Source organism: Flavobacterium fryxellicola (genome assembly GCF_900143245.1).
Classification (GTDB): Bacteria; Bacteroidota; Bacteroidia; order Flavobacteriales; family Flavobacteriaceae; genus Flavobacterium; species Flavobacterium fryxellicola.
In genome coordinates this window covers 44093-66436 of the sequence record NZ_FRDK01000002.1, presented here as the reverse complement: position 1 = coordinate 66436, position 22344 = coordinate 44093, and the positions used below count along the sequence as shown (strand labels likewise).

Sequence of the window (22344 nt, the reverse complement as noted above, 5' to 3'; positions counted from 1 at the left end):
TATAGCTTTATGCACAATACAAGTAAAATTAGAATAATTGTAACTTTTATTTTGACACTAATTTCGTTAGGAGGTTACAGTCAATCTACTACTTTTAAAGTAACTTTAGATGCGGGTCACGGCGCACATGATTTTGGGGCTGTTTATGAAGGTCGTATAGAAAAAAACATTGCTTTGGCAGTCGTTTTAAAAGTGGGTAAAATATTGGAGGCAACGCCTCAAATGCAAGTCAATTACACCAGAAAAACGGATGTTTTTATAGATTTAATTGAAAGAGCCAATATTGCCAATAGATTTAATGCAAACATATTTGTTTCTATTCATTGCAACGCCAATAGAAATACTGCAGCAGATGGAACAGAAACGTATGTAATGGGTTTGAGTAAGGTAGCTTCTAATTTAGAAGCGGCTAAAAAAGAGAACTCCGTTATTACATTAGAAAAAGATTACAAACAAAAATATGAAGGATTTGATCCAAATTCTCCTGAAACCATGATTGGAATGACGCTAATGCAGGAAGAGTATTTAGACAACAGTATTTCCTTAGCTAGCAAGGTTGAAGACGCTTTTGGTGATTTAGGAAAAAAAATAAGAGGTGGTGGAGTGAAACAAGCGCCTTTTATGGTGCTTCATAAAGCCTACATGCCCAGAGTGTTGATTGAAATGGGTTTTATTTCAAATTCTATCGAAGGAAATATATTAAATTCTGAGGAAGGTCAAAATGAAATTGCCAAAGCTATCGCTGACGCAGTCGTAAGCTATAAAAAAGAATATTTTGGGAATGGAGAAGTGGAAATCTTTGAAGAGCGTCCTTCTCAAAAAATTAAAGAGAAACCAATACGAGATACTGTTACTTCTGCAAAAGCAAAAATGACAGCACAACCTTCTGGATCAGTTTCATCCAATAAATCCGTTGACAATTCCAAAGCAGTTTTCAAAGTACAACTTTCAGCAAGTAGCAGAAGATTGGAATTAGTTCCTAGAAATTTTAAAGGATTAAAAAATATATCGGTAACCTATGAAAATAGAGTCTACAAATATATGTTCGGAGAAACTTCTGATTTTGATGAAGCTAAAAAACAGTTACAGGAAGCCAAAGAAAAAGGATATGATTCGGCATTTTTAATTGCATTCAAAAACGGTGAAAAAATTACTGTTCAAGACGCTCTTAAATAGAAACTGCTGTTATTCTTTTCTATTAAATTTGTACAAAAAAAATAATACTACTTTGAATTTACCTAAAGAAATTAAAGCTCTAATTGTAATTTTAATTTTATTTTTCTCTCCCAATCTTATTTCTCAGTCTACTACTAAGTTTGTCGTTATTTTAGACGCAGGTCATGGAGGGAAAGATCCAGGTAATTCCTATCATGGTTTTGTGGAAAAAGAAATCGCCTTAAAAACTGCTTTGAAATTAGAAAAATACCTTGAAAAAGAAAGGGATATTGAAGTCGTTCATACCAGAAAATCAGATGTTTTTATTGAATTAAAGGACAGGCCTAAAAAAGCAAACAGTATAGACGCCAATTTATTCGTCTCGATACATTGTAATTCTGTTAAAAATCCAATTCCCTTTGGTACCGAAACTTTTGTAATGGGTTTAACTAGAAGTAAAGGGAATTTAGAAATTGCAAAACAAGAAAATTCAGTTATTTTATTAGAGAAGGATTATAAGCGCAGCTATAAAGGATTTGATCCTAAAAATCCAGAAACTTTGATTGGATTAAAAATATTACAAGAAGATTATTTGGATCGCAGCATACGTTTAGCCTCAAAAATTGAAAGTAATTTTAGAAATAAACTGCATCGAAAATCAAGAGGGATAAAGCAAACTCCTTTATGGGTTTTAGATGCATCGTACATGCCTAGTGTGTTAATTGAACTTGGTTTTTTATCGAATAGTAAAGAAGGGCTTTATTTAAACTCTGATGTAGGGCAAAATAATATGGCCGAGGCAATTGCATCCGCTATCATTTCTTATAAAAAAGAATATTTTGGATCACTAGCAGACGTCAATTATGATAAAATGCCCTCCAATAACGTGGTGGAGAGCAAAAATTTAAAACGAATTGCAGATAGTAAAGTATCAAAGGCAACAAGTTCCAATGTTATTTTTAAAGTTCAATTCGCAGCTGGAAATAAAAATATTAAATTAAATCCTTCTAATTTTAAAGGACTAAAAAATGTATCTGTAAGAAGTAAAAATAGCTCTCTTTACAAATATACTTATGGTGATACAACTGATTATGAGGTTGCAAAAAAAGATTTGAAGACGGTTAAATCCAAAGGGTATACTACTGCGTATATTATTGCGTTTAGAGACGGAAAAAGTATAAGTGTAGAAGAAGCGCTTAAATAATAACAACAAGTCAAATATTTTATATTAAATTTGTAAAAAATACTTAAATTTTGAAAATAACACGAGAAATTAAAACTGCTATTTTAGTAATTGCTTCTATATTATTATTTATCTGGGGCTACAGTTTTTTGAAAGGCAGAGACCTTTTTATTAATTACAAGACATTTTACGTAGAGTATAAAAGCGTTGAAGGTCTGGCTACATCAGCACCAGTGACGCTAAACGGTTTAGTTATAGGTAAAGTGAGTAAAATATCAATAATTGAAGGTACCGGTCAATTATTAGTAGAATTGCAATTGAAAACGGATTTTCCAATTTCAAAAACAAGTATCGCTTCCATATATGAGCCTGGATTTATAGGAGGAAAACAAATTGCAATTATTCCAAATTTTAAAGATAAAACCTTAGCTGTCGATGGTCAAAAACTGCAAGCGGGAGTCAAAATGGGACTTACCGATAAAGTAGGAGATCAATTAGCGCCGCTTCAGGAAAAATTAGAAAAGTTATTGGGAAGTACGGAAGTATTAATTTCAGGTTTAAATAACGTGTTAGATCCAAAAGGGCAGCAGGATTTAAAACTGACGTTAGCTGAATTGAGTAAAACGGTAGAACAATTCCATAAAGTTTCCAGGAGTGTTAATGACCTATTAAACACTAATAAAACTCAAATAAATGGTGTGGTAACCAATTTCAATAAAATATCTGGAAATTTCTCTAAAATTTCAGACTCACTTGATAAAGCTGATTTGGGGAAAACAGTTAAAAATTTGAATGCAACTTTAGCAAGAGTAGATGGAATTGTGACTGGATTAGAGTCAGGTAAAGGTTCGATGGGCAAATTATTAAATGATGATGCGTTCTATCAAAATGTTAAAACGTCCACCAAAGAATTAGAATTATTATTACAAGATATAAGACTTTATCCAACACGATATGTCAACATCTCTGTCTTTGGTAAAAAAAATAAACCATACGTCGGTCCTGAAAATGATTCTATTTCTGTAGAAAAAAAATAGTAAATATGAGCTACTTAGACAACATTTTATTTGCCATACTATTGGTAATTGGTTTCGGATATTTTTTTACAAGCGTCAAAAAAATCAGAAGAAATATTAATCTAGGAACGAATGTAAATCGTTCTGATAATCCAAAAGCACGGTGGACTAACATGGCTATGATTGCCCTTGGTCAATCAAAAATGGTCAAACGCCCTGTTGCAGGAATTCTGCATATTATTGTTTATGTGGGATTTGTGGTTATTAATATAGAGTTGCTAGAAATCATAATCGATGGACTTTTTGGTACGCACCGCGTTTTTGCCTTTATAGGAACTACGTATGATGTACTAATTGCTTCTTTTGAAATTTTGGCATTTTTAGTTTTAGTGGCTGTTTTTGCTTTTTGGAGTCGTAGAAACGCAATCAAACTAAAACGATTTGTAAGTTCAGACTTAAAAGGTTGGCCTAAAAATGATGGAAATTACATCTTGTATTTTGAGGTAGTATTAATGACATTGTTCTTATTAATGAATGCTTCTGATTTGCATTTACAGAATGTACCTGGAGGTTTTTCTCATTTTATAAAAGCGGGTTCGTTTCCTATAAGTCAATTTATTGAACCAATTTTTAATGGAATGTCTAATGAATTAGTCATGATTCTTTCAGAAATATTTTGGTGGTTGCATATTACGGGTATTTTAATTTTTATGAATTACTTGTATTTTTCTAAGCATTTACATATCCTATTGGCGTTTCCTAACACCTATTTTGCTGATTTAAATCCACAAGGACAATTTGATAATTTAGAATCCGTTACCAAAGAAGTAAAACTAATGATGGACCCTACCGCAGATCCATTTGCAGCAGCGCCAGTTGATGAAAATGCAATACCAAGTAAATTTGGCGCTAGTGATATTCAGGATTTAAATTGGGTTCAATTGTTGAATGCTTATACGTGTACAGAATGTGGTCGATGCACCTCTTCCTGTCCCGCCAATATAACAGGGAAAAAATTGTCTCCTCGCAAAATCATGATGGACACAAGAGATAGAATGGAAGAAGTAGGAAGAAATATAGATGCCAATAAGGGTATTTTTATTCCTGATAACAAAACCTTATTAAACGACTATATCACAGCAGAAGAGCTATGGGCATGCACATCATGTAATGCCTGCGTTGAAGAATGTCCCGTAAATATTAGTCCACTTTCTATTATTATGGATATGAGGCGCTATTTAGTAATGGAACAAAGCGCAGCTCCAATGCCTGTAAATGCAATGATGACCAATATTGAGAATAATGGCGCACCATGGCAATACAATCAGCAAGATAGATTGAATTGGAAAAACGAAAATTAATTTTGTATTAAGGAGGATTTTACAATACTTACAAATAGGTTTTTTTTGACCATTTGAAAAAAAATAAAAGTTATGTCAGAGAATTTAATAGTGCCAACAATGGCCGAAATGTTAGCTCAAGGAAAACAACCAGAAGTTTTATTTTGGGTAGGATGTGCAGGAAGTTTTGATGATAGAGCAAAAAAAATAACAAAGGCATTTGTTCGTATTTTGAATCGGGCTAATGTTCCTTTTGCAGTCTTGGGTACCGAAGAAAGCTGTACTGGAGATCCTGCTAAAAGAGCTGGAAATGAATTTTTATTTCAAATGCAAGCCATGATGAATATCGAGGTTTTAAACGCTTATGAAGCAAAAAAAATTGTTACCGCTTGTCCTCATTGTTTTAATACTCTTAAAAACGAATACCCTGAATTAGGTGGGAAATATGAAGTAGTGCACCACACTGAATTTTTAAAATCATTATTAGATGATGGAAGACTAACAATTGAGGGAGGACAATTCAAAGGGAAACGCATTACATTTCATGATCCGTGCTATTTAGGCAGAGCCAATAATGTTTATGAAGCACCAAGGGAGTTGATCCTTAAATTGGATGCTGAATTAGTGGAAATGAAGCGTTCTAAAGCTAACGGACTGTGTTGTGGCGCCGGTGGTGCTCAAATGTTCAAAGACGCTGAACCCGGAAATAAAGAAGTTAACATTGAAAGAACAGAAGATGCTTTAGAAACAAAACCTGAAATTATTGCTGCTGGCTGTCCTTTTTGTAATACCATGATGACTGATGGAATTAAAAATAAAGAAAAGGAAGGCGAAGTAAAAGTGATGGATATTGCAGAACTGATTGCTAATGCGCAGGATTTGTAATAATGAGAAAAGTATTTTTTATAACGGTGGCTCTTTGTTCTTCTTTTTCGTACGCTCAGGACGTCTATGATGTGATTGGAAAAGAAACGTGCGGTTGTTTAGAAGCTAAAAAAATAAATTATTCAGCGATGAATAAAAAAGAGATGCAAACCCAAGTTGGATTATGCATGATACAAAGTTATTCTACTCATGCTTCAGAATTCGAACCGAAAGATAAAATCAGTTTTGATGATGAAGAGGGAATGCGAGGCTTAGGAGAGAAAGTAGCAATGAAAATGATGGTGAGTTGTCCTGAAATTATAATGGAAATGGGCAGAAGATCCATTGAAGATGATGATTCCAATGCTGTAGAAAAAGAAAGCTCTTTTGTTGAAGGAGAAGTGATAGAAATAAAATCGGAACAGTTCCTGTCTATTCAGTTAAAAGATAAAAATGGAAGAAATTTTAATTTTCTTTTATTAGATTACTTTGAAACAGCCTCTTTATTAACTAATAAGGAGATCAATAAAAAAGACAAAATAAAGGTGAGTTATACTGAAATTGAACTCTTTGATCCACAAAATAAAGAATTTAGATATTTTAAAATTATAACTAATCTAGAAAAAATATAACGTTTTGATTTTTTAAAAATCTAGCAAATAAATAGCATTATGTACATTCCATTTGAAAATTTACCCGAAGAATCTAAAATCTGGATCTACCAGTCGAATAGAAAATTTTCAGATGCGGAATTTTCTGAAATAGAAACAGCCTTACAATCCTTTCTTGAAGGTTGGGCTGCACATGGCACCAGTTTAGAATCTTCTTACCAATTAAAATACAATCGATTCATTATTATTGCTGTAAATCAGGACGTTCAGGCTGCAACAGGTTGTTCTATCGATTCCTCTGTAGAATTTATCCAAAGTTTAGAACAAAAATATTCAGTTGATTTATTAGATAAAATGAATGTCACTTTTAAATTAGGAGAACATATTGCCCATAAGCCTCTAATTGACTTCAAGAAAATGGTCAAAGATAAAGCCGTTACTGAGAATACTATTGTTTTCAATAATTTGGTTAACAATATAGAAGAATTTAATGAATCGTGGGAAGTTCCTGCCATTGATAGCTGGCATAGTCGCTTTTTTTAAACAAAACAGTCCAATGAAAAAAATAGGCATCAAAATTGTTTTTACTTATGTCTTATTTATTTTTGTTGCTGCAAGTTGTGTTGGTACAAAAATTAATAAGAATAAAGTAATTTTAACCAACGTTCCTGTCAAAGTTCAAAATCTTGATAGTTTGGCTATAACAAATACTCCATTATTATTCGAGTTACAGCCAGAAGGGAATAAATGGGTAGATAGTGTCTACAATTCCATGACTTTAGAGGAAAAATTTGGTCAACTATTTATGGTTGCTGCTTATTCTAATAAAGATTCAGCCCACATTAAAAGTATTGATAAACTAATTATAGATTATAAAATAGGAGGTTTACTGTTCTTTCAAGGTGGGCCAGTTCGCCAAGCAAAATTGTCCAATCGGTTTCAATCAAAATCAAAGCTTCCTTTATTTATAGGTAGCGATGCCGAATGGGGTTTGGGAATGCGACTGGATTCAACCTATACTTATCCTTGGAACATGACACTTGGAGCCATTCAAGACATGAAATTGATAGAAAAGCTTGGGGTCCAATTAGGACAGCAAAGCAAGCGAATGGGACTGCATTTCAATTTTGCTCCTGTTTTAGATATTAATTCAAATCCCAAAAATCCTATTATTGGTTTTCGTTCTTTTGGTGAAGATAAGTTCAAAGTGACGGAACATGCCATTGCTTTAATGAAAGGCGTCCAAAGTCAGGGCGTTTTTTCTACGGGAAAACATTTTCCAGGACATGGCGATACTGCAATGGATTCTCACAAAGGATTGCCCACCATAAGTTCCTCAAAAGAAAGGCTACAAGAAGTAGAATTTTATCCCTATAAAAAAATGTTCCATGAAGGACTTTCTTCGGTTATGGTGGCACATTTAAACGTTCCCAGTTTAGAGAGTAGAACTAATTTTCCTTCTTCTATTTCTTACAATGTAGTTACTAATATTCTACAAAATGAATTGGGTTTCAAAGGACTTATTTTTACCGATGCTTTAAATATGAAAAGTGTAAGTGATTTTAAATTGCCAAGTGAAATCAATTTCGAAGCTTTTATGGCCGGGAATGACGTGTTGCTATTTCCAGAAAATGTTCCTGCTGCAATCGAAAAATTTACACTTGCTTATTCACTCAATTTATTTACAGCGGAGCGATTGGCTTTTTCTGTAAAGAAAATACTAAAATTCAAATACAAAGCAGGACTGAACTCGTACAAAGCAATTGAAACGGATAATTTGTACAAGGAATTAAATTCAGTTGAAAATGAGGCCTTGCATTATCAATTATATGAGAATGCTATCACTGTACTAAAAAATACCGCAGCTGTTTTACCTATCAAGAATTTGGACCTGCAAAAAATTGCTTACGTAAAAATGGGAGACGACAACAACGATGCGTTTGTAACTACCCTTAAAAAATATGCAGAAGTTACTGTTATAGCCGATGCTAATTTGGATAGTTTGCAAGCGAAATTAGCTCCGTTTACCACCGTTATCGTTGGTTATCATAAATCAGATATAGCTTTTAGAAATGATGATATGAGAGCAGATGAGATTGCAAAGATTGCATTTTTAGCCCAGAATAATAATGTAATCCTAGATGTTTTTGCTAAACCCTACGCACTCTTGCCGATTACCAATTATCAAACTTTGGAAGGTTTGGTGGTATCTTATCAAAATAGTGCCATTGCTCAGGTAGTTTCGGCAGAACTAATTTTTGGTGCGATTGAAGCAAAAGGGAAGTTGCCTGTTTCTATAAACGCCAGTTTTAAAGTAAATGATGGCCTATCTACTGAAAAATTAAATCGATTGGGATTTACTTCGGCTGAAAATGTCGGGATGGACTCTAAAATTTTATCAAAAATTGATGGTATTGCTCTTAAAGCAATCAATGCTAAGATGACTCCTGGAATTCAGGTGCTAGTGGCTAGAAATGGAAAAGTAATTTACCAAAAATCATTTGGGTATCATACGTATGATAAAACAATTAAAGTTCAAAATTCTGATATTTATGACGTCGCTTCTTTGACAAAAATTTTAGCTACATTGCCTAATGTGATGCAACAATACGATCAGCAAAAAATAAATTTAGAAACAACACTAGGAGATATGTCTTCTATTTTTAAAGACTCCAACAAACAAAATATTAATTTCAAGGATTTATTATCTCATTATGCAGGTTTACCCGCTGGAATTCCATTTTACAAGGCTACAATGGATAAATCAAAATTGCCTTCGGAGATCTATTTTAGAAGAATGCCCCAAGATCAGTTTTCGAAGCAATTGGGGGACAGTCTTTTTATACGAAATGATTTTAGCGATACAATAATGAAAATGATTGTTAAAAGTAAAATTTCATTAAAAAAAGAATACAAATACAGTGATCTGACTTTTATGATTCTAAAAGATTATTTGGAGAAAACAACAGGAAAAACATTAGATGCTTTGATTCAAGAGAATTTTTATCGCTCCCTAGGCATGAACAATTCAAGTTTTAATCCTTTAACAAAATTTGATAAAAATAGAATTCCGCCAACAGAGACAGATACTTATTTTCGTCGTCAACTGTTACAAGGCTATGTAAATGATTTGTCCGCTGCACTAGAAGGTGGTGTTTCAGGGCATGCTGGAATTTTTTCGAATGCCATGGATGTAGCTAAAATAATGGAACTGTATCTGCAAAAAGGAAGTTATGGCAATCAACGCTATTTTTCCGAAAAGACATTTGAAGATTTCAATACTTGTTATTTTTGTGCTGTGGGGAATAGAAGAGGAGTAGGTTTTGATAAGCCTCAGCTGGGAATTGAAGGTCCAACTTGTGGGTGCGCTTCGATGACAAGTTTTGGACATACTGGTTACACTGGAACGATGGCTTGGGCAGATCCTGAAACACAAATTGTTTATGTGTTTTTATCGAATAGAACCTATCCAATTGCCAATGAGAATAGGTTATCTAAAGCAAACATAAGAGAAGACATCCAGAAAATAATTTATGAAGCTGTCAAGAACTAATTCGATTTTGTGATACCATTCCTTTGCCCAAATCGTATTCTTTAAAATAGGATTAATCGCGCTACCTTGATAAAAATCGATGTTGCCGGTTGCACTGAAATTTCTAGTTTAGGGTGGAGCACTGATTTATTGTATATTTGATAGTAATCCCAAAGACACTTTTTATTTGTATCGTTGACTGCACTATCAAAAGCAAAATTTTTCAAAGTGAAAATAGTAAAAAACATTTCAAAATCCGTTTGGATACTTTCTTTAGTCAGTTTGTTTACAGACGCTGCTAGTGAAATGCTCTATCCTATAATGCCCATTTATCTTAAAACAATAGGTTTCTCCATTGTATTAATTGGTGTTTTGGAGGGATTTGCGGAGGCTTTGGCAGGATTAAGCAAAGGTTATTTTGGTAAGTTGTCAGATAGCTCAGGTAAAAGAGTTCCCTTTGTGCAGGTTGGTTATGCCTTGAGTGCAATTTCAAAACCAATGATGGCAGTGTTTGTTTTTCCACTTTGGATATTTTTTGCAAGATCGATTGATCGCTTTGGAAAAGGAGTTCGTACCGGGGCAAGAGATGCTATTTTATCGGAGCAGGCAACACCGTATACCAAAGGAAAAGTTTTTGGTTTTCATAGGGCAATGGATACTTTTGGTGCTGTTTTAGGACCATTGATTGCCTTAACGTATCTTTATTATTATCCGGAACAGTATCAAACACTGTTTTATATTGCATTTCTTCCTGGTGTAATTGCGGTTTTAGTTTCTTTATTATTAAAAGATAAATCAAAAAAAATCTCCACTGAAAAAACAACAACCTCGTTTTTCTCCTTTCTGAGTTATTGGCATTTAAGTCCACACGAATATAGAAAAGTAGTGCTGGGCTTATTGGCTTTTGCTGTTTTTAATAGTTCCGATATTTTTCTGTTATTGAAAGCAAAACAAGCAGGATTAAATGATTCTTACGTAATTGGAATTTATATTTTTTATAATTTAGTATATGCAATTGTAGCTTTACCTATTGGGATTTTAGCAGACAAAGTAGGTTTAAAGAAGATGTTCATAGTTGGACTTTCTTTATTTGCCATCGTTTATTTTGGAATGGCCTTTAGTACTAACATTTATTTGATTGCGCTGTTCTTTTTTATCTATGGTATTTATGCTGCTGCAACCGAAGGAATATCAAAAGCATGGATTAGTACAATTTGTGATCCTAAAGATACTGCTACGGCCATTGGAACATACTCTGGATTTCAAAGTATAGGTGCTTTGATAGCAAGTTCGCTTGCCGGATTAATTTGGTATCGGTTTGGAGCCCAAGCTACATTTTTAACTACAGGGATTGCTACCGTTTTAGTTGTTATTTACTTTTCTTTTTTTCTGAAAGACAAAATTATTAAAAATGAAATAATCAAATAAAGAGACAGTGCACGACAAAGAGGTCTGCGCTATCTCCAAGCAAAAATTGACTACTAAAAACGCAACCGAAGATGTGGAATGTTGCACGTTAGATAGTGATTTGGGTATTAATTCCGAGCAGGATCACGATCATGGTAGCTCAACTGGAAGTTTATTTGCGCTTTTTTTGCCTGCAATGATCAGTTTTGTACTATTAGTGTTAGCTTTATTGCTGGATCACTTTTTTTCTCAATCCTGGTTTTTGGGATGGATTCGGATTATTTGGTATGTCGTTGCATACCTCCCTGTCGGTTTTCCTGTTTTGAAAAAGGCTTTTCATAGTAGTAGAAAAGGAGCTGTTTTTTCAGAATTTTTTCTAATGAGCATTGCTACAGTTGGTGCTTTTAGAATTGGCCAATATGCAGAAGGAGTTACCGTAATGTTGTTCTATCCAAGAGGGGAACTGTTTCAAATGCTGGCGGTAAAAAAAGCTAAATCTAATATCAAATCATTATTGGATCAAAGGCCCGATTTTGCTAGTGTTATAGAAGGACAGAAAGTGATTTTAAAAAAAGCATCTGAAGTTGCACTTGGTAAAATAATAGAACTAAAAGCAGGAGAGAAATTGGCCCTAGATGGAAAATTACTTTCCCCTCATGCTACTTTTAATACTGCCGCATTATTTGGAGAAATCAAACCCGATTTTAAGTCGAAAGGGGATGTCATTCTCGCTGGAATGATTACTGCAGCTATTGAGGCCAAAAGCACACACCCCGTTGGTTCCGCACTAATTGAATTTGCCAACAATAATAAAAATAGCAGTACTACTAATGTTATTGAAGTAATTGAAATTCCAGGTCTCGGATTAAAAGGAATCGTTGATGGAAATGAAATAGCTGTTGGCAGTTCTAAATTGATGAAAAAATTAAAAATTGATTATGATAAGGAACTGGATAGAATTCCTTTTACGACAATTGCTGTAGCCATCAACCAAAAATATGCCGGTTATTTTCTCATAGCCGATGAGATTAAAGAAGATGCAAAAACAGCTATTGCAGGTTTACACAAAATAAAGATTAAAACCATGCTACTCTCTGGCGATAATCAAGCAGTAGTTACTGCTGTGGCCAAAGAATTGAATATTAAAGATGCTTTTGGAGGTTTATTGCCAGAAGACAAAGTAAAGAAAGTAGAAGCACTGTTGAAGCAGCAGGTTAAAGTCGCTTTTGTTGGTGATGGCGTAAATGATGCTCCAGTTATTGCCATTGCAGATGTAGGAATTGCTTTGGGTGGTCTGGGAAGTGATGCAACTATTGAAACGGCCGATATAGTGATTTAAAATGACCAACCTATGAAAATTGCCACAGCAATCAACATTGGAAGGAAAACCAAACAAATCGTTTGGCAAAATATTACGTTGGCTTTTTGTGTTAAATTGATCGTGTTAACTCTGGGAGCAGGTGGATTAGCCTCCATGTGGGAGGCTGTTTTTGCAGCTGTAGGTGTGGCCATGTTGGCAATTTTGAATGCCACACGTATTCAACGCATGAAGTTTTAAATGCCCATAGTTTTTAACTTAAATTTCCATCAAACACATTGCTATTTTTATTAAATTCGTTTCATTAAATTAAATACATGAAAATTGCAATAGTTTGTTATCCTACCTTTGGAGGTAGTGGTGTCGTCGCTACAGAATTAGGACTAGAATTGGCTCGTCGCGGCCACGAAATTCATTTTATAACGTACAGTCAACCGGTACGCTTAGCACTGTTGAGCCCAAATGTTTATTACCATGAAGTAAATGTTCCTGAATATCCATTATTCCATTATCAACCGTATGAATTGGCTCTTTCAAGCAAATTAGTTGACATGGTTAAACTTTATAAAATCGAATTGCTTCATGTGCATTACGCCATTCCGCATGCTTATGCCGGTTATATGGCCAAGCAGATGTTGAAAGATGAGGGAATAAATATACCAATGGTAACGACTTTGCATGGAACTGATATTACTTTAGTAGGAAATCATCCGTTTTATAAACCAGCGGTTACTTTCAGTATCAATAAATCAGATTTTGTTACTTCGGTGTCCCAAAGTTTAAAAGATGATACGCTCAAGTTATTCAATATTAAAAATGAAATTGAGGTCATTCCAAATTTTATAGAATTGGACAAAAATTCAAACGATCTTAGTATTCCTTGTCAACGTTCCGTTATGGCTAAGGAAAACGAGCGTATTATAACCCATATTAGTAATTTTAGAAAAGTAAAACGAATTCCTGATGTGATTAAGATTTTTTATAATATTCAAAAAGAGATTCCAGCTAAATTAATGATGGTAGGGGATGGTCCTGAAAAGGAAAAAGCAGAATATTTATGTCAGGAATTGGGGATAGTAGACAAGGTTATTTTCTTTGGAAACAGTAATGAAATTGATAAAATTTTATGCTTGACGGATCTATTCTTACTTCCCTCAGAAACAGAAAGTTTTGGTTTAGCCGCTCTTGAAGCCATGGCATGCAGGGTTCCGGTTATCTCCAGTAATTCAGGTGGTTTGCCGGAGGTTAATTTTGAGGGTGTTTCTGGTTATTTAAGTGACGTAGGAAATATAGAAGAGATGGCTCAAAATGCCTTAAAAATTTTAAAAGAGGACAGTACTCTTCAAAAATTTAAAGAAAATGCTTTGTCTGTTGCAAAACAATTTGACATTAAAAATATTTTACCACTTTATGAAGCACTATATCAAAAAGCAATCAATAAATATTTATAAAATAAACTGATTTAGGGATTGTAGTAGGTCATAGGCTCTTACAAACAGATTGAATTCCACCAAAAAAAATAATAATGAAAAAAACAATTTTGTCACTTTTTGTCTTAACACTCGCTGCTTGCGGTACAACAGCTGTTAAAAGCACTGATGCAACTAAATTGTACGAAGTGTTGAGTCAACAAACTAATGGTGGAGCAAGTATTCGTTTCTTTGAGGTACTTACGGAACCAAATGAAATTAAAATGCTACAAAATGATGAAAGTTTAAAAAACAAGATTAGTGCTAATGATGCTCAGAACTCTAATTTTATTATTTTGAATATGGGGGAGAAGGCCACGGGCGGATACGCTATAGGAATTGAGACTGTAATTGAAACCGATAAAAATGTAGTGGTAACTGTTAAAGAAACGAATCCCAAAACAGGAAGTATAGTAACACAATCAGTGACTACTCCTTTTTGTGTAGTTAAAATAAATTCTAAAAAAGAGATTGTGTTTAAATAAAAAAAGGGGCTGTTCAATTTGAACAGCCCCTTTTTTATTAAAAAACTACTAATATTAGAACTGATATCTAAGCGCTAAAGCTACATCAGAACCATAATTATTTTTGTAGTATCCTCCATTTCCACCAAATTCAGGTCTGAAATCGATAGACACTAATAATGGGAAATCAAAGTTGTATTCAAGACCGATATCTCCAGCAGCAAATGCGAAAACGTCATTGTTATAGTCTCTGTTATCATAATAGTCTCTGTTGTAGCTTCCTACACCTCCACCAATACCTGCGTACCAGTTGAAACCACCTTCAATATTCCATACCCATTGGTATAAACCTGTTAATTTGATAGCATTGTCATCATAGTTATCATTGTTGTAATCTTTTCTGCTTCTCCAACCTAAATCTAATTCAAGTCTGTTGTTATCAGATAAACCTCTTTGGTATGAAATTTCAGTTCCAAATCCACCGTTGCTTCCAAAACGTAAACCTATAGCATTTTTTGAAATATCCTGCGCTTGTGCGGTAAATGCTAATCCCATTAACATTATTGCTGATAAAATAATTTTTTTCATAAGTAAATTTTTATAGGTACAAATGTAGCTCTTAAGTTTTGGATATTGATTATAAAATTATAGAAAAAAGTTATATAATTACCACATTAAAAAAAATAAAAGTGATTAAAAAAGAACGATACATTGCGTTATTCTGCTTTGAAAATAGGACTTTCGCAAATGTTTGATTGCTTAAACGATCTTCCGTTTCAAAAAGATTTTCTTCCGCTACATAATTCATTTCTGAATAATGAAATAATTTCCAGCGTTTTTTATTATACTCTAATGCTGTTAAGTTTTCAACCCAATCTCCTGAATTTAAGTAAAGTGTAGCGCCATTCTTATTTTCTTTCTTGATCATTTTAGGTTCGTGAATATGGCCGCAAACTACATAGTCATATTTATTTTCGATTGCTAAATCGGTGGCTGTTTCCTCAAAATCAGAGATGTGTTTGACCGCTTTTTTTACGCTAGCCTTTATTTTCTTGGAAAAAGAGTAGGGTTCTTTGCCTATTTTTAACAAACACCAATTCACAAATCGATTGATAAGAATGAGATAGTCGTAGCCCAAGCCTCCCAATTTAGCAATCCATTTGGAATGTTGAACCGAAGCATCAAAAACATCACCGTGAAAGATCCAAGCTTTTTTGCCATCGAGATCCAGTACCAATTTGTCACGTAATTCAAAATTGCCCATACTTATGTCACTAAATTTCCGAAGCATTTCGTCATGATTACCAGTTATGTAGTAGACTTTAGTTCCTTTAGAAGCAAAACTGATTATTTTTTGAATGACTTTTAAATGTGCCTTAGGAAAATAAGATTTTCTAAATTGCCAAATATCAATAATATCGCCATTTAATACTAAAACTTTAGGTTTAATGCTTGCTAAATAATTGTAAAGTGCAACAGCATGGCTGCAAAAAGTTCCCAAATGCACATCGGAAAGGACCACTAGTTCTACTTTTCTTTTTTTCAAGGTATGTGGATTTTATGTTTCCCAAAATAATCGAATTATTAGCAAATGAAATAGAATTAAAGGTTAAGAAATCTAATACAATATTAAATTTATAATAATAAATGTGAATTGTTTCTTAAAACTTTAAACTTTAAACTTTTGAACCTTAAAGTAAAATGGTACTTTTGTTCAAAATTAATTATAATGGCAGGAAATAGCTACGGAACACTATTTAGAATAACAACTTTTGGAGAATCTCATGGTGAAGCTTTAGGCGGAATAATTGACGGTTGTCCTCCGGGAATAGCACTAGATTTGGAAGCCATTCAATTCGAAATGTCTAGAAGAAAGCCAGGTCAATCGGCAATAGTTACCCAACGTAAAGAACCAGACGATGTTCAATTCCTTTCTGGAATTTTTGAAGGTAAAACTACTGGAACTCCAATAGGTTTTATCATTCCCAACACCAATCAGAAATCCGATGATTATTCCCATATTAAAGATAATTACAGGCCCAGTCATGCTGACTATGTGTACGATCAAAAGTATGGAGTACGTGATTATCGGGGTGGAGGACGCAGTTCAGCGCGTGAAACTGCTAGTAGAGTAGTTGCTGGTGCTGTTGCAAAGCAAATGCTACCGCAACTTAAAATTAATGCTTACGTTTCTTCTGTAGGTCCTATTTTTTTAGAAAAACCTTACCAAGATTTAGACTTTTCAATGACAGAGAATAATCCTGTTCGGTGTCCTGATCCAGAAATGGCAGTAGTGATGGAAGAGTATATACGTGATATTAGGAAACAAGGAGATACAGTGGGTGGAACCGTAACGTGTGTTATTCAAAATGTACCCATCGGACTCGGAGAACCGGTATTTGACAAACTCCATGCTGAACTCGGTAAAGCCATGCTCTCTATAAATGCTGTAAAGGGATTCGAATTTGGAAGTGGCTTCTGTGGTGCTAAAATGAAGGGCAGTGAGCACAACGATTTATACAATCCTGATGGATCCACTAAGACTAATCTTTCGGGAGGGATTCAAGGCGGTATAAGCAATGGGATGGATATTTACTTTCGTGTAGCTTTTAAGCCTGTGGCAACAATCATGCAAAAACAGGAATCGCTAGACAATAAAGGGAACATTACTGAGATGACAGGAAAGGGACGTCATGACCCTTGTGTTGTTCCTAGAGCTGTTCCAATTGTTGAGGCAATGGCTGCCATTGTGCTGGCTGATTTTTATTTGATAAACAAAACATATTAATACTAATTTTTAGCTTTTTCCCTATTTTGAAATAATCTTTATTACTAAGATTTAAGTAAGGAAGAGTACTGTGACAAAGGCTAATTTAAAACTAATACCTACTTTTAATGAATACAATTACAACGAAGAAGCCCTCATTTTTTTCAGGATTAACAGGACAAATATTAATAGCTATGGTCTTAGGTGCTATTTTGGGTATTGTCATACACAATTGGATTTCACCAGAAGATGCAAAAGCCTTTAGTAAAAAAATAAACATCTTAGCAACCATCTTTATTCGTTTAGTTCAAATGATTATTTCTCCTTTAGTTTTTACTACTTTAGTGGTGGGAATTGCTAAGCTCGGAGACATTAAAGCAGTAGGAAGGATTGGTGGCAAAGCGATGGGTTGGTTTTTTACCGCCTCGTTTGTTTCCTTGTTGTTAGGTATGTTTTTTGTCAACATGCTTAAACCAGGAGTTGGACTTAATTTACCAAGTATCGATTTAGCCTCTGCTTCAGAAGTAACTGCTAAAACGCAAAATATATCTTTTGAAAATTTTATTGAGCATATTGTACCCAAAAGTATCTTTGAGGCATTGGCTACTAATGAAATTTTACAAATTGTAATTTTCTCCATTTTCTTTGGTCTAGCGGCCGCTTCATTAGGAGATTATGTAAAACCAGTTACAAATGCTTTAGAGAAAACATCTCATATTGTCCTGAAAATGGTTAATTATGTGATGAAGTTTGCACCAATTGGAGTATTTGGAGCTATAGCAGGAGTTTTTGCGGTACGTGATTTTCAGGAATTAGCAATTACTTATTTCAAGTTTTTCGGTTCCTTTTTAATTGGAATTTCCTCTCTTTGGGTCGTATTAATACTAGTAGGTTATATTTTTCTAAAAAGTAGAATGACCGTTTTACTGAAAAGAATAGTTAGTCCACTAATCATTGCTTTTGGAACTACTAGCAGCGAAGCTGTTTTTCCAAAGTTAACGGAAGAATTAGAACGCTTTGGCGTCAAAGACAGAATTGTCTCTTTCATGTTGCCACTGGGTTATTCCTTTAATTTAGATGGAAGTATGATGTACATGACTTTTGCTAGTATTTTTATTGCTCAAGCGTACGGTATTGATTTAGATTTAGGAACACAAATGACAATGCTTTTAGTTTTGATGCTGACCAGCAAAGGTATTGCGGGAGTTCCAAGAGCTAGCTTAGTAGTCGTTGCCGCAACATGTGGCATGTTTGATATTCCAATTGAAGGAATCGCTTTGATTTTACCAATTGATCATTTTTGCGATATGTTTCGTAGTGCAACCAATGTTTTAGGAAACGCTTTAGCAACGTCAGTCGTAGGACAATGGGAAGGTGAAAATCAAAATGAAACTGATCTTTCTCAAGCATAAAATGAGTTCCTAATTGACAATTTTTTAAATTATTCGAATAATTGAGCAGTTTTATCTGGCTTTATTGAAACAGAAACATTTTTTTCTGAGAGCTTAAAAACTCTTTTTAGTCAAGCTCAATAATTTAATATAAAACATCAGCTATCGAATGATTAATCTTGCTTGATATTGGTTGTCAAACCAAACATAATAGTTTTTAAAAAGTGGAATCGAGTAATTAGTAAGTCTTTAATTTAGTATTTGATCGCTATAAATATTTTATTTATAAGTGGTTGGCATAATTAAGTTATCATAAAAAAGCACCTTTTAGTTTGTGCTAAAAAGTGCTTTTAAAATGACTTTACATAATAGGTATCCTTGTTAATACCATCTTTTTTTGTTTTGCTTGCTAGCGTCTGATTTTCTCGATTTATGGGCTCCACCGCTTCGATTAGAATTGTTTTGTTTTGATGCTGGGGCAGTTTCTGGACTTCCAGAATGCCAGCCAAAAGGATGGTCACTTACCGTTTTAACATCTACTTTGATTAATTTTTGAATGTCTTTCCAATATTGATGTTCATCCTTACCACAAAAAGAAATGGCAACACCTTCATTCCCAGCGCGGCCAGTTCTACCAATTCTATGCACATACGTTTCAGGAATATTTGGTAAATCAAAATTGATGACAAATGGCAATTGGTCAATATCAATTCCTCTAGCGGCAATGTCAGTAGCGACTAAAACTTTAATTTCTTTATTTTTGAAACCATCAAGAACGCGTTGTCTTGCATTTTGAGACTTATCTCCATGAATAGCTTCAGCTGCAATGTCATGTTTTCGCAAGGCTTTTACAACATTATCAGCTCCATGTTTTGTTCTTGAAAAAACTAAAACATTAGATAAATTTTCGTTTTTTATTAAATGATATAATAAATTTCTTTTTTCTCCTTTTTCAACAAAATAGACACGTTGTTCTACATTTTCCGCAGTTGATGAAACGGGCGAAACGGTAACTGTTGCTGGGTCTTTTAAAAACATCTCCGCCAACTCTCTAATTGCAATTGGCATTGTTGCAGAGAATAAAAGTGTTTGTCTGTTGTTAGGAGTTAACTTTACAATTTTTTTGACATCATTTACAAATCCCATATCCAGCATTTGATCCGCTTCATCGAGAACTAGTGTGTGCAAATGGTCTAAATCTATAAACCCTTGCTTTACCAAATCTAGTAAACGTCCCGGCGTCGCAATCAGGATATCTATTCCTTTTTTAAGCATTTCTACTTGAGGTACTTGGGAAACTCCTCCAAAAATGGTCAGTTGGACTAAGTTTGTGTATTTGCCATATTGGTCAAAATTTTGTCCAATCTGAACAGCTAATTCTCTAGTTGGGGTAATAACTAAGGCACGGATTGGGCTTGCTTTTTTAGACGAACCTACTATTCTATGGAGTTGATGAATAATAGGAATAGCAAAAGCAGCAGTTTTCCCAGTTCCTGTTTGGGCACAACCAATCATATCTCTTCCAGATAAAACGATTGGAATTGCTTGTTCTTGTATTGGAGTTGCTTCTAAATAGCCTTGTTCAAATACGGCTTTTTGTATACTTTTTGAGAGTGATAAATCTTCGAATAACATATTTTTGATATTAATTATCTTGTATTAGGTACAAAGACAGTCTTGCAAAGATAGTATTAATATTTTTGATGGGTACTCGTAGGTCCGTCAGGCACTACTTTAGAGCATTTTAATTACTGAATTCGGAATTTGAATCGGAGGGATCGTGTTGGATTTGATAAAATCAGTGATTAGATATCCTATCAGTTTGCCTATCAGGTGATTGTTATTTTCTTCTCCTAAATCCGGAGCTCCTTCGCAAATATGCAAGTAGGATGCATTTTTATTTTTTCCAAAAAAGGAAATAAACTGTCGAAGTTGTTCCACCGAAAAACCACTCATTGTCATTGCACTACAGGCAATATTTGGAATGGCATCGAGATCAATTTCAATTCCAAAGAAATCATCATTTACAAACTCTAGCGCGTGTGCCATTTCTTGATCAAATTCTTTTTCTCTTCTAATGCTGATACTATCGTACGTGGTATAGCGTACCCGATCTTCGATTTTTTTGATAATGTCCAAAACACTTTTAGACGTATAGTTTTCATGCAACCCAAAAATAAAATATTTTTTTAAAAAACCTTCTTCATACGCATACGAAAATCCATTGCCGCTGTGACGTCCTTCTAAAATTCTAAAATCAGAATGGGCATCAAAATTAATTGCATTTATAGGTTTGCCTTTGGCGAGTGCCGTTCCTTTTATGTTTCCATAAGAATTATTGTGTCCGCCGCCAATAACAATTGGTGTTTTGCCTAATTTTACTAAATTAAATATAATGTGTGAAACATCTTTGTCAATTTTATCGACGAGCTGACTCAATTTAGAGCGGTCATCAATATCATTAAAGTCTAGTGATTCTACATTTTTCATTAGTTCACTTACATCGAGCTGTCCTAGAACAACAAGTTGACTGCCTTTACAAAAACGATTGTGCTGTATGTTTGCAATGCTTTTTATCGCACTATCCCATGCGGATGCTGCTCCTGGTCTGCCATAATTGGCTCTTATGCCTATATCTTCTGGAATTCCAAAGAGCACATATTTAGCTTCACATTTTTTTAGAAAATCAGTGGGGTCTGCGTCCTTTGGAATGGTTAACATTTTCTCTCCAAATTTTATTTCGCCACTTCTGTGGTTGGTTATTTTTGCAAGATCTTTTATGGTAAACGGGATAATTTTGTCCATTAAAAAAATAATTTTTATTCAAAAATAATATAATTGTGTTAACTTACGTTATCAGGTGGTTATATAATGTTAAATTTGTAAATAAATTAAAAAATTAAATTGGGATGGAAAATCAAAAAAGCAGTTCAAGTCTTAAAGCGGTAGTAGCAGTATTGGCTATTTTATTAGTAGGAAGTTTAATCTATATATTTAAAATGACCTCTGATGCAGATACAGTTAAAACAGAATTGAAAACTACATTGACCGAAAAAGAAACGGTAATGAAAGATCTACAGGAACTAAAATCGACTTATGATGCTGCTATTTCAGAAAACACTTCAATGTCTGATGAGTTAATTTTGGAAAGAGATAAAGTGGTTAACTTAATGTCTGACTTAAGTAAATCGAAAGGGGATGTAGCTTCATTGTCAAGATATAGAAGTCAATTCAATGCTTTGCAAGGGAATATGAAAGTTCTAATGGCGGAGAACGACAATCTAAAAAAGGCTAACACGACACTTACAGTGCAACGTGATAGTACTAGGGTTGTATTAGGAGAGTCTAAAAAATACAATGAAGCATTGGTGGGGCAAAACGAAGAATTGACTAAAGCGGTAGAAATTGGTTCTAAATTAACTGTTTTGAATACAAGAGGATCGGCTTTTAAACTGCGTAGCTCTGGTAAACAAATTGAAACGGACAAAGCAAGTAGAGCTGATGTTTTGAGAGTTAATTTTACAATTGCTGAAAATGCTATTGCTAAATCTGGTGAAAAAACATATTATGTTCAAGTAATTGACAGTAAAAACAATGTTTTAGGGGATAAGAAAACAGAGAATTTTGGAGAAAACACGTTAACCTATAGTTTTTTAACTAATGTTAAATATGAAAATAAAACAATTCAAGTTTCTGAGGATTTAAGAGGGAAAGATTTTGCTAAAGGAACGTATTTTATCAATATTTTTGATAGAGATGTATTAGTTTCTAAAACAAGTTTTGTCTTAAGATAATCACGCGAAGAAGACTATTTAAAAGAGGAACGT

General features: G+C 33.9%; 18 protein-coding genes and 1 pseudogene. 15 read left to right on the top strand and 4 right to left on the bottom strand.

What is annotated here, in order from left to right:
* The first annotated feature begins 9 nt into the window (after nucleotides 1-9).
* From BUA03_RS03975 to BUA03_RS03920, 12 genes and pseudogenes are all read left to right on the top strand, one after another.
* Entirely contained in the window at nucleotides 10-1176 is a 1167-nt protein-coding gene (locus BUA03_RS03975; RefSeq protein WP_066078719.1) for an N-acetylmuramoyl-L-alanine amidase family protein, read from the top strand.
* A gap of 52 nt (nucleotides 1177-1228) precedes the next feature.
* Nucleotides 1229-2359, top strand: coding sequence for an N-acetylmuramoyl-L-alanine amidase family protein (locus BUA03_RS03970; RefSeq protein WP_066078722.1), 1131 nt, complete (start codon nucleotides 1229-1231; stop codon nucleotides 2357-2359).
* A 50-nt stretch (nucleotides 2360-2409) separates the two neighbouring features.
* The gene (locus BUA03_RS03965; protein ID WP_066078725.1) at nucleotides 2410-3375 is read left to right on the top strand and encodes an MlaD family protein; all 966 of its coding nucleotides are present in this window, start codon (nucleotides 2410-2412) and stop codon (nucleotides 3373-3375) included.
* A gap of 5 nt (nucleotides 3376-3380) precedes the next feature.
* Entirely contained in the window at nucleotides 3381-4715 is a 1335-nt protein-coding gene (locus tag BUA03_RS03960; protein ID WP_066078729.1) for a 4Fe-4S dicluster domain-containing protein, read from the top strand.
* A gap of 72 nt (nucleotides 4716-4787) precedes the next feature.
* The gene (locus BUA03_RS03955) at nucleotides 4788-5579 is read left to right on the top strand and encodes a (Fe-S)-binding protein (protein ID WP_066078732.1); all 792 of its coding nucleotides are present in this window, start codon (nucleotides 4788-4790) and stop codon (nucleotides 5577-5579) included.
* 2 nt (nucleotides 5580-5581) lie between these two features.
* Complete coding sequence (locus BUA03_RS03950) at nucleotides 5582-6190, top strand: hypothetical protein (protein ID WP_066078735.1); 609 nt, start codon at nucleotides 5582-5584, stop codon at nucleotides 6188-6190.
* A 39-nt stretch (nucleotides 6191-6229) separates the two neighbouring features.
* On the top strand, nucleotides 6230-6712 hold the full coding sequence (locus BUA03_RS03945) for an ABC transporter ATPase (RefSeq protein ID WP_066078738.1): 483 nt from the start codon (nucleotides 6230-6232) through the stop codon (nucleotides 6710-6712).
* A 13-nt stretch (nucleotides 6713-6725) separates the two neighbouring features.
* Nucleotides 6726-9722 carry a serine hydrolase domain-containing protein gene (locus BUA03_RS03940; protein ID WP_066078742.1) on the top strand — a complete coding sequence of 999 codons (2997 nt, stop codon included), beginning with the start codon at nucleotides 6726-6728 and terminating at the stop codon, nucleotides 9720-9722.
* 207 nt (nucleotides 9723-9929) lie between these two features.
* On the top strand, nucleotides 9930-11129 hold the full coding sequence (locus BUA03_RS03935) for an MFS transporter (RefSeq protein WP_245792557.1): 1200 nt from the start codon (nucleotides 9930-9932) through the stop codon (nucleotides 11127-11129).
* A gap of 244 nt (nucleotides 11130-11373) precedes the next feature.
* Nucleotides 11374-12666, top strand: a pseudogene (locus BUA03_RS03930) (HAD-IC family P-type ATPase); the annotation flags it as partial.
* Nucleotides 12667-12743: 77 nt separating this feature from the next.
* Nucleotides 12744-13877, top strand: coding sequence for an N-acetyl-alpha-D-glucosaminyl L-malate synthase BshA (gene bshA / locus BUA03_RS03925; protein WP_066078745.1), 1134 nt, complete (start codon nucleotides 12744-12746; stop codon nucleotides 13875-13877).
* Between the two features lie 74 nt (nucleotides 13878-13951).
* Complete coding sequence (locus BUA03_RS03920) at nucleotides 13952-14380, top strand: protease complex subunit PrcB family protein (protein WP_066078747.1); 429 nt, start codon at nucleotides 13952-13954, stop codon at nucleotides 14378-14380.
* A 54-nt stretch (nucleotides 14381-14434) separates the two neighbouring features.
* Here the strand turns inward: BUA03_RS03920 and BUA03_RS03915 are convergent, their stop codons facing one another.
* Together BUA03_RS03915 and BUA03_RS03910 are read right to left on the bottom strand one after the other, a co-directional pair.
* Nucleotides 14435-14947 (bottom strand): hypothetical protein, encoded by a 513-nt coding sequence (locus BUA03_RS03915; protein ID WP_066078750.1) that lies wholly within the window; start codon nucleotides 14945-14947, stop codon nucleotides 14435-14437.
* A 70-nt stretch (nucleotides 14948-15017) separates the two neighbouring features.
* Complete coding sequence (locus BUA03_RS03910; RefSeq protein WP_082854301.1) at nucleotides 15018-15905, bottom strand: UDP-2,3-diacylglucosamine diphosphatase; 888 nt, start codon at nucleotides 15903-15905, stop codon at nucleotides 15018-15020.
* A 183-nt stretch (nucleotides 15906-16088) separates the two neighbouring features.
* On the opposite strand from BUA03_RS03910, the gene aroC reads away from it, so the two are divergent.
* On the top strand, nucleotides 16089-17147 hold the full coding sequence (aroC, locus tag BUA03_RS03905; RefSeq protein WP_066078753.1) for a chorismate synthase: 1059 nt from the start codon (nucleotides 16089-16091) through the stop codon (nucleotides 17145-17147).
* A gap of 107 nt (nucleotides 17148-17254) precedes the next feature.
* Nucleotides 17255-18538 carry a dicarboxylate/amino acid:cation symporter gene (locus BUA03_RS03900; protein ID WP_066078755.1) on the top strand — a complete coding sequence of 428 codons (1284 nt, stop codon included), beginning with the start codon at nucleotides 17255-17257 and terminating at the stop codon, nucleotides 18536-18538.
* Nucleotides 18539-18898: 360 nt separating this feature from the next.
* On the opposite strand, the gene BUA03_RS03895 is transcribed toward BUA03_RS03900, so the two are convergent.
* Nucleotides 18899-20152: a DEAD/DEAH box helicase gene (locus tag BUA03_RS03895; protein WP_066078758.1), complete on the bottom strand. Its 1254-nt coding sequence runs from the start codon at nucleotides 20150-20152 to the stop codon at nucleotides 18899-18901.
* Nucleotides 20153-20251: 99 nt separating this feature from the next.
* Nucleotides 20252-21322: a formimidoylglutamase gene (locus BUA03_RS03890; RefSeq protein WP_066078761.1), complete on the bottom strand. Its 1071-nt coding sequence runs from the start codon at nucleotides 21320-21322 to the stop codon at nucleotides 20252-20254.
* 104 nt (nucleotides 21323-21426) lie between these two features.
* On the opposite strand from BUA03_RS03890, the gene BUA03_RS03885 reads away from it, so the two are divergent.
* Nucleotides 21427-22311, top strand: coding sequence for a hypothetical protein (locus BUA03_RS03885; RefSeq protein WP_066078764.1), 885 nt, complete (start codon nucleotides 21427-21429; stop codon nucleotides 22309-22311).
* Nucleotides 22312-22344 lie beyond the last annotated feature (33 nt).

Coding starts and splice junctions, on each gene's coding strand:
- BUA03_RS03975 (WP_066078719.1), top strand. CDS start 10: ATGCACAATACAAGTAAAATTAGAATAATTGTAACTTTTATTTTGACA.
- BUA03_RS03960 (WP_066078729.1), top strand. CDS start 3,381: ATGAGCTACTTAGACAACATTTTATTTGCCATACTATTGGTAATTGGT.
- BUA03_RS03955 (WP_066078732.1), top strand. CDS start 4,788: ATGTCAGAGAATTTAATAGTGCCAACAATGGCCGAAATGTTAGCTCAA.
- BUA03_RS03950 (WP_066078735.1), top strand. CDS start 5,582: ATGAGAAAAGTATTTTTTATAACGGTGGCTCTTTGTTCTTCTTTTTCG.
- BUA03_RS03945 (WP_066078738.1), top strand. CDS start 6,230: ATGTACATTCCATTTGAAAATTTACCCGAAGAATCTAAAATCTGGATC.
- BUA03_RS03940 (WP_066078742.1), top strand. CDS start 6,726: ATGAAAAAAATAGGCATCAAAATTGTTTTTACTTATGTCTTATTTATT.
- bshA (WP_066078745.1), top strand. CDS start 12,744: ATGAAAATTGCAATAGTTTGTTATCCTACCTTTGGAGGTAGTGGTGTC.
- BUA03_RS03920 (WP_066078747.1), top strand. CDS start 13,952: ATGAAAAAAACAATTTTGTCACTTTTTGTCTTAACACTCGCTGCTTGC.
- BUA03_RS03915 (WP_066078750.1), bottom strand. CDS start 14,947: ATGAAAAAAATTATTTTATCAGCAATAATGTTAATGGGATTAGCATTT.
- aroC (WP_066078753.1), top strand. CDS start 16,089: ATGGCAGGAAATAGCTACGGAACACTATTTAGAATAACAACTTTTGGA.
- BUA03_RS03900 (WP_066078755.1), top strand. CDS start 17,255: ATGAATACAATTACAACGAAGAAGCCCTCATTTTTTTCAGGATTAACA.
- BUA03_RS03895 (WP_066078758.1), bottom strand. CDS start 20,152: ATGTTATTCGAAGATTTATCACTCTCAAAAAGTATACAAAAAGCCGTA.
- BUA03_RS03890 (WP_066078761.1), bottom strand. CDS start 21,322: ATGGACAAAATTATCCCGTTTACCATAAAAGATCTTGCAAAAATAACC.
- BUA03_RS03885 (WP_066078764.1), top strand. CDS start 21,427: ATGGAAAATCAAAAAAGCAGTTCAAGTCTTAAAGCGGTAGTAGCAGTA.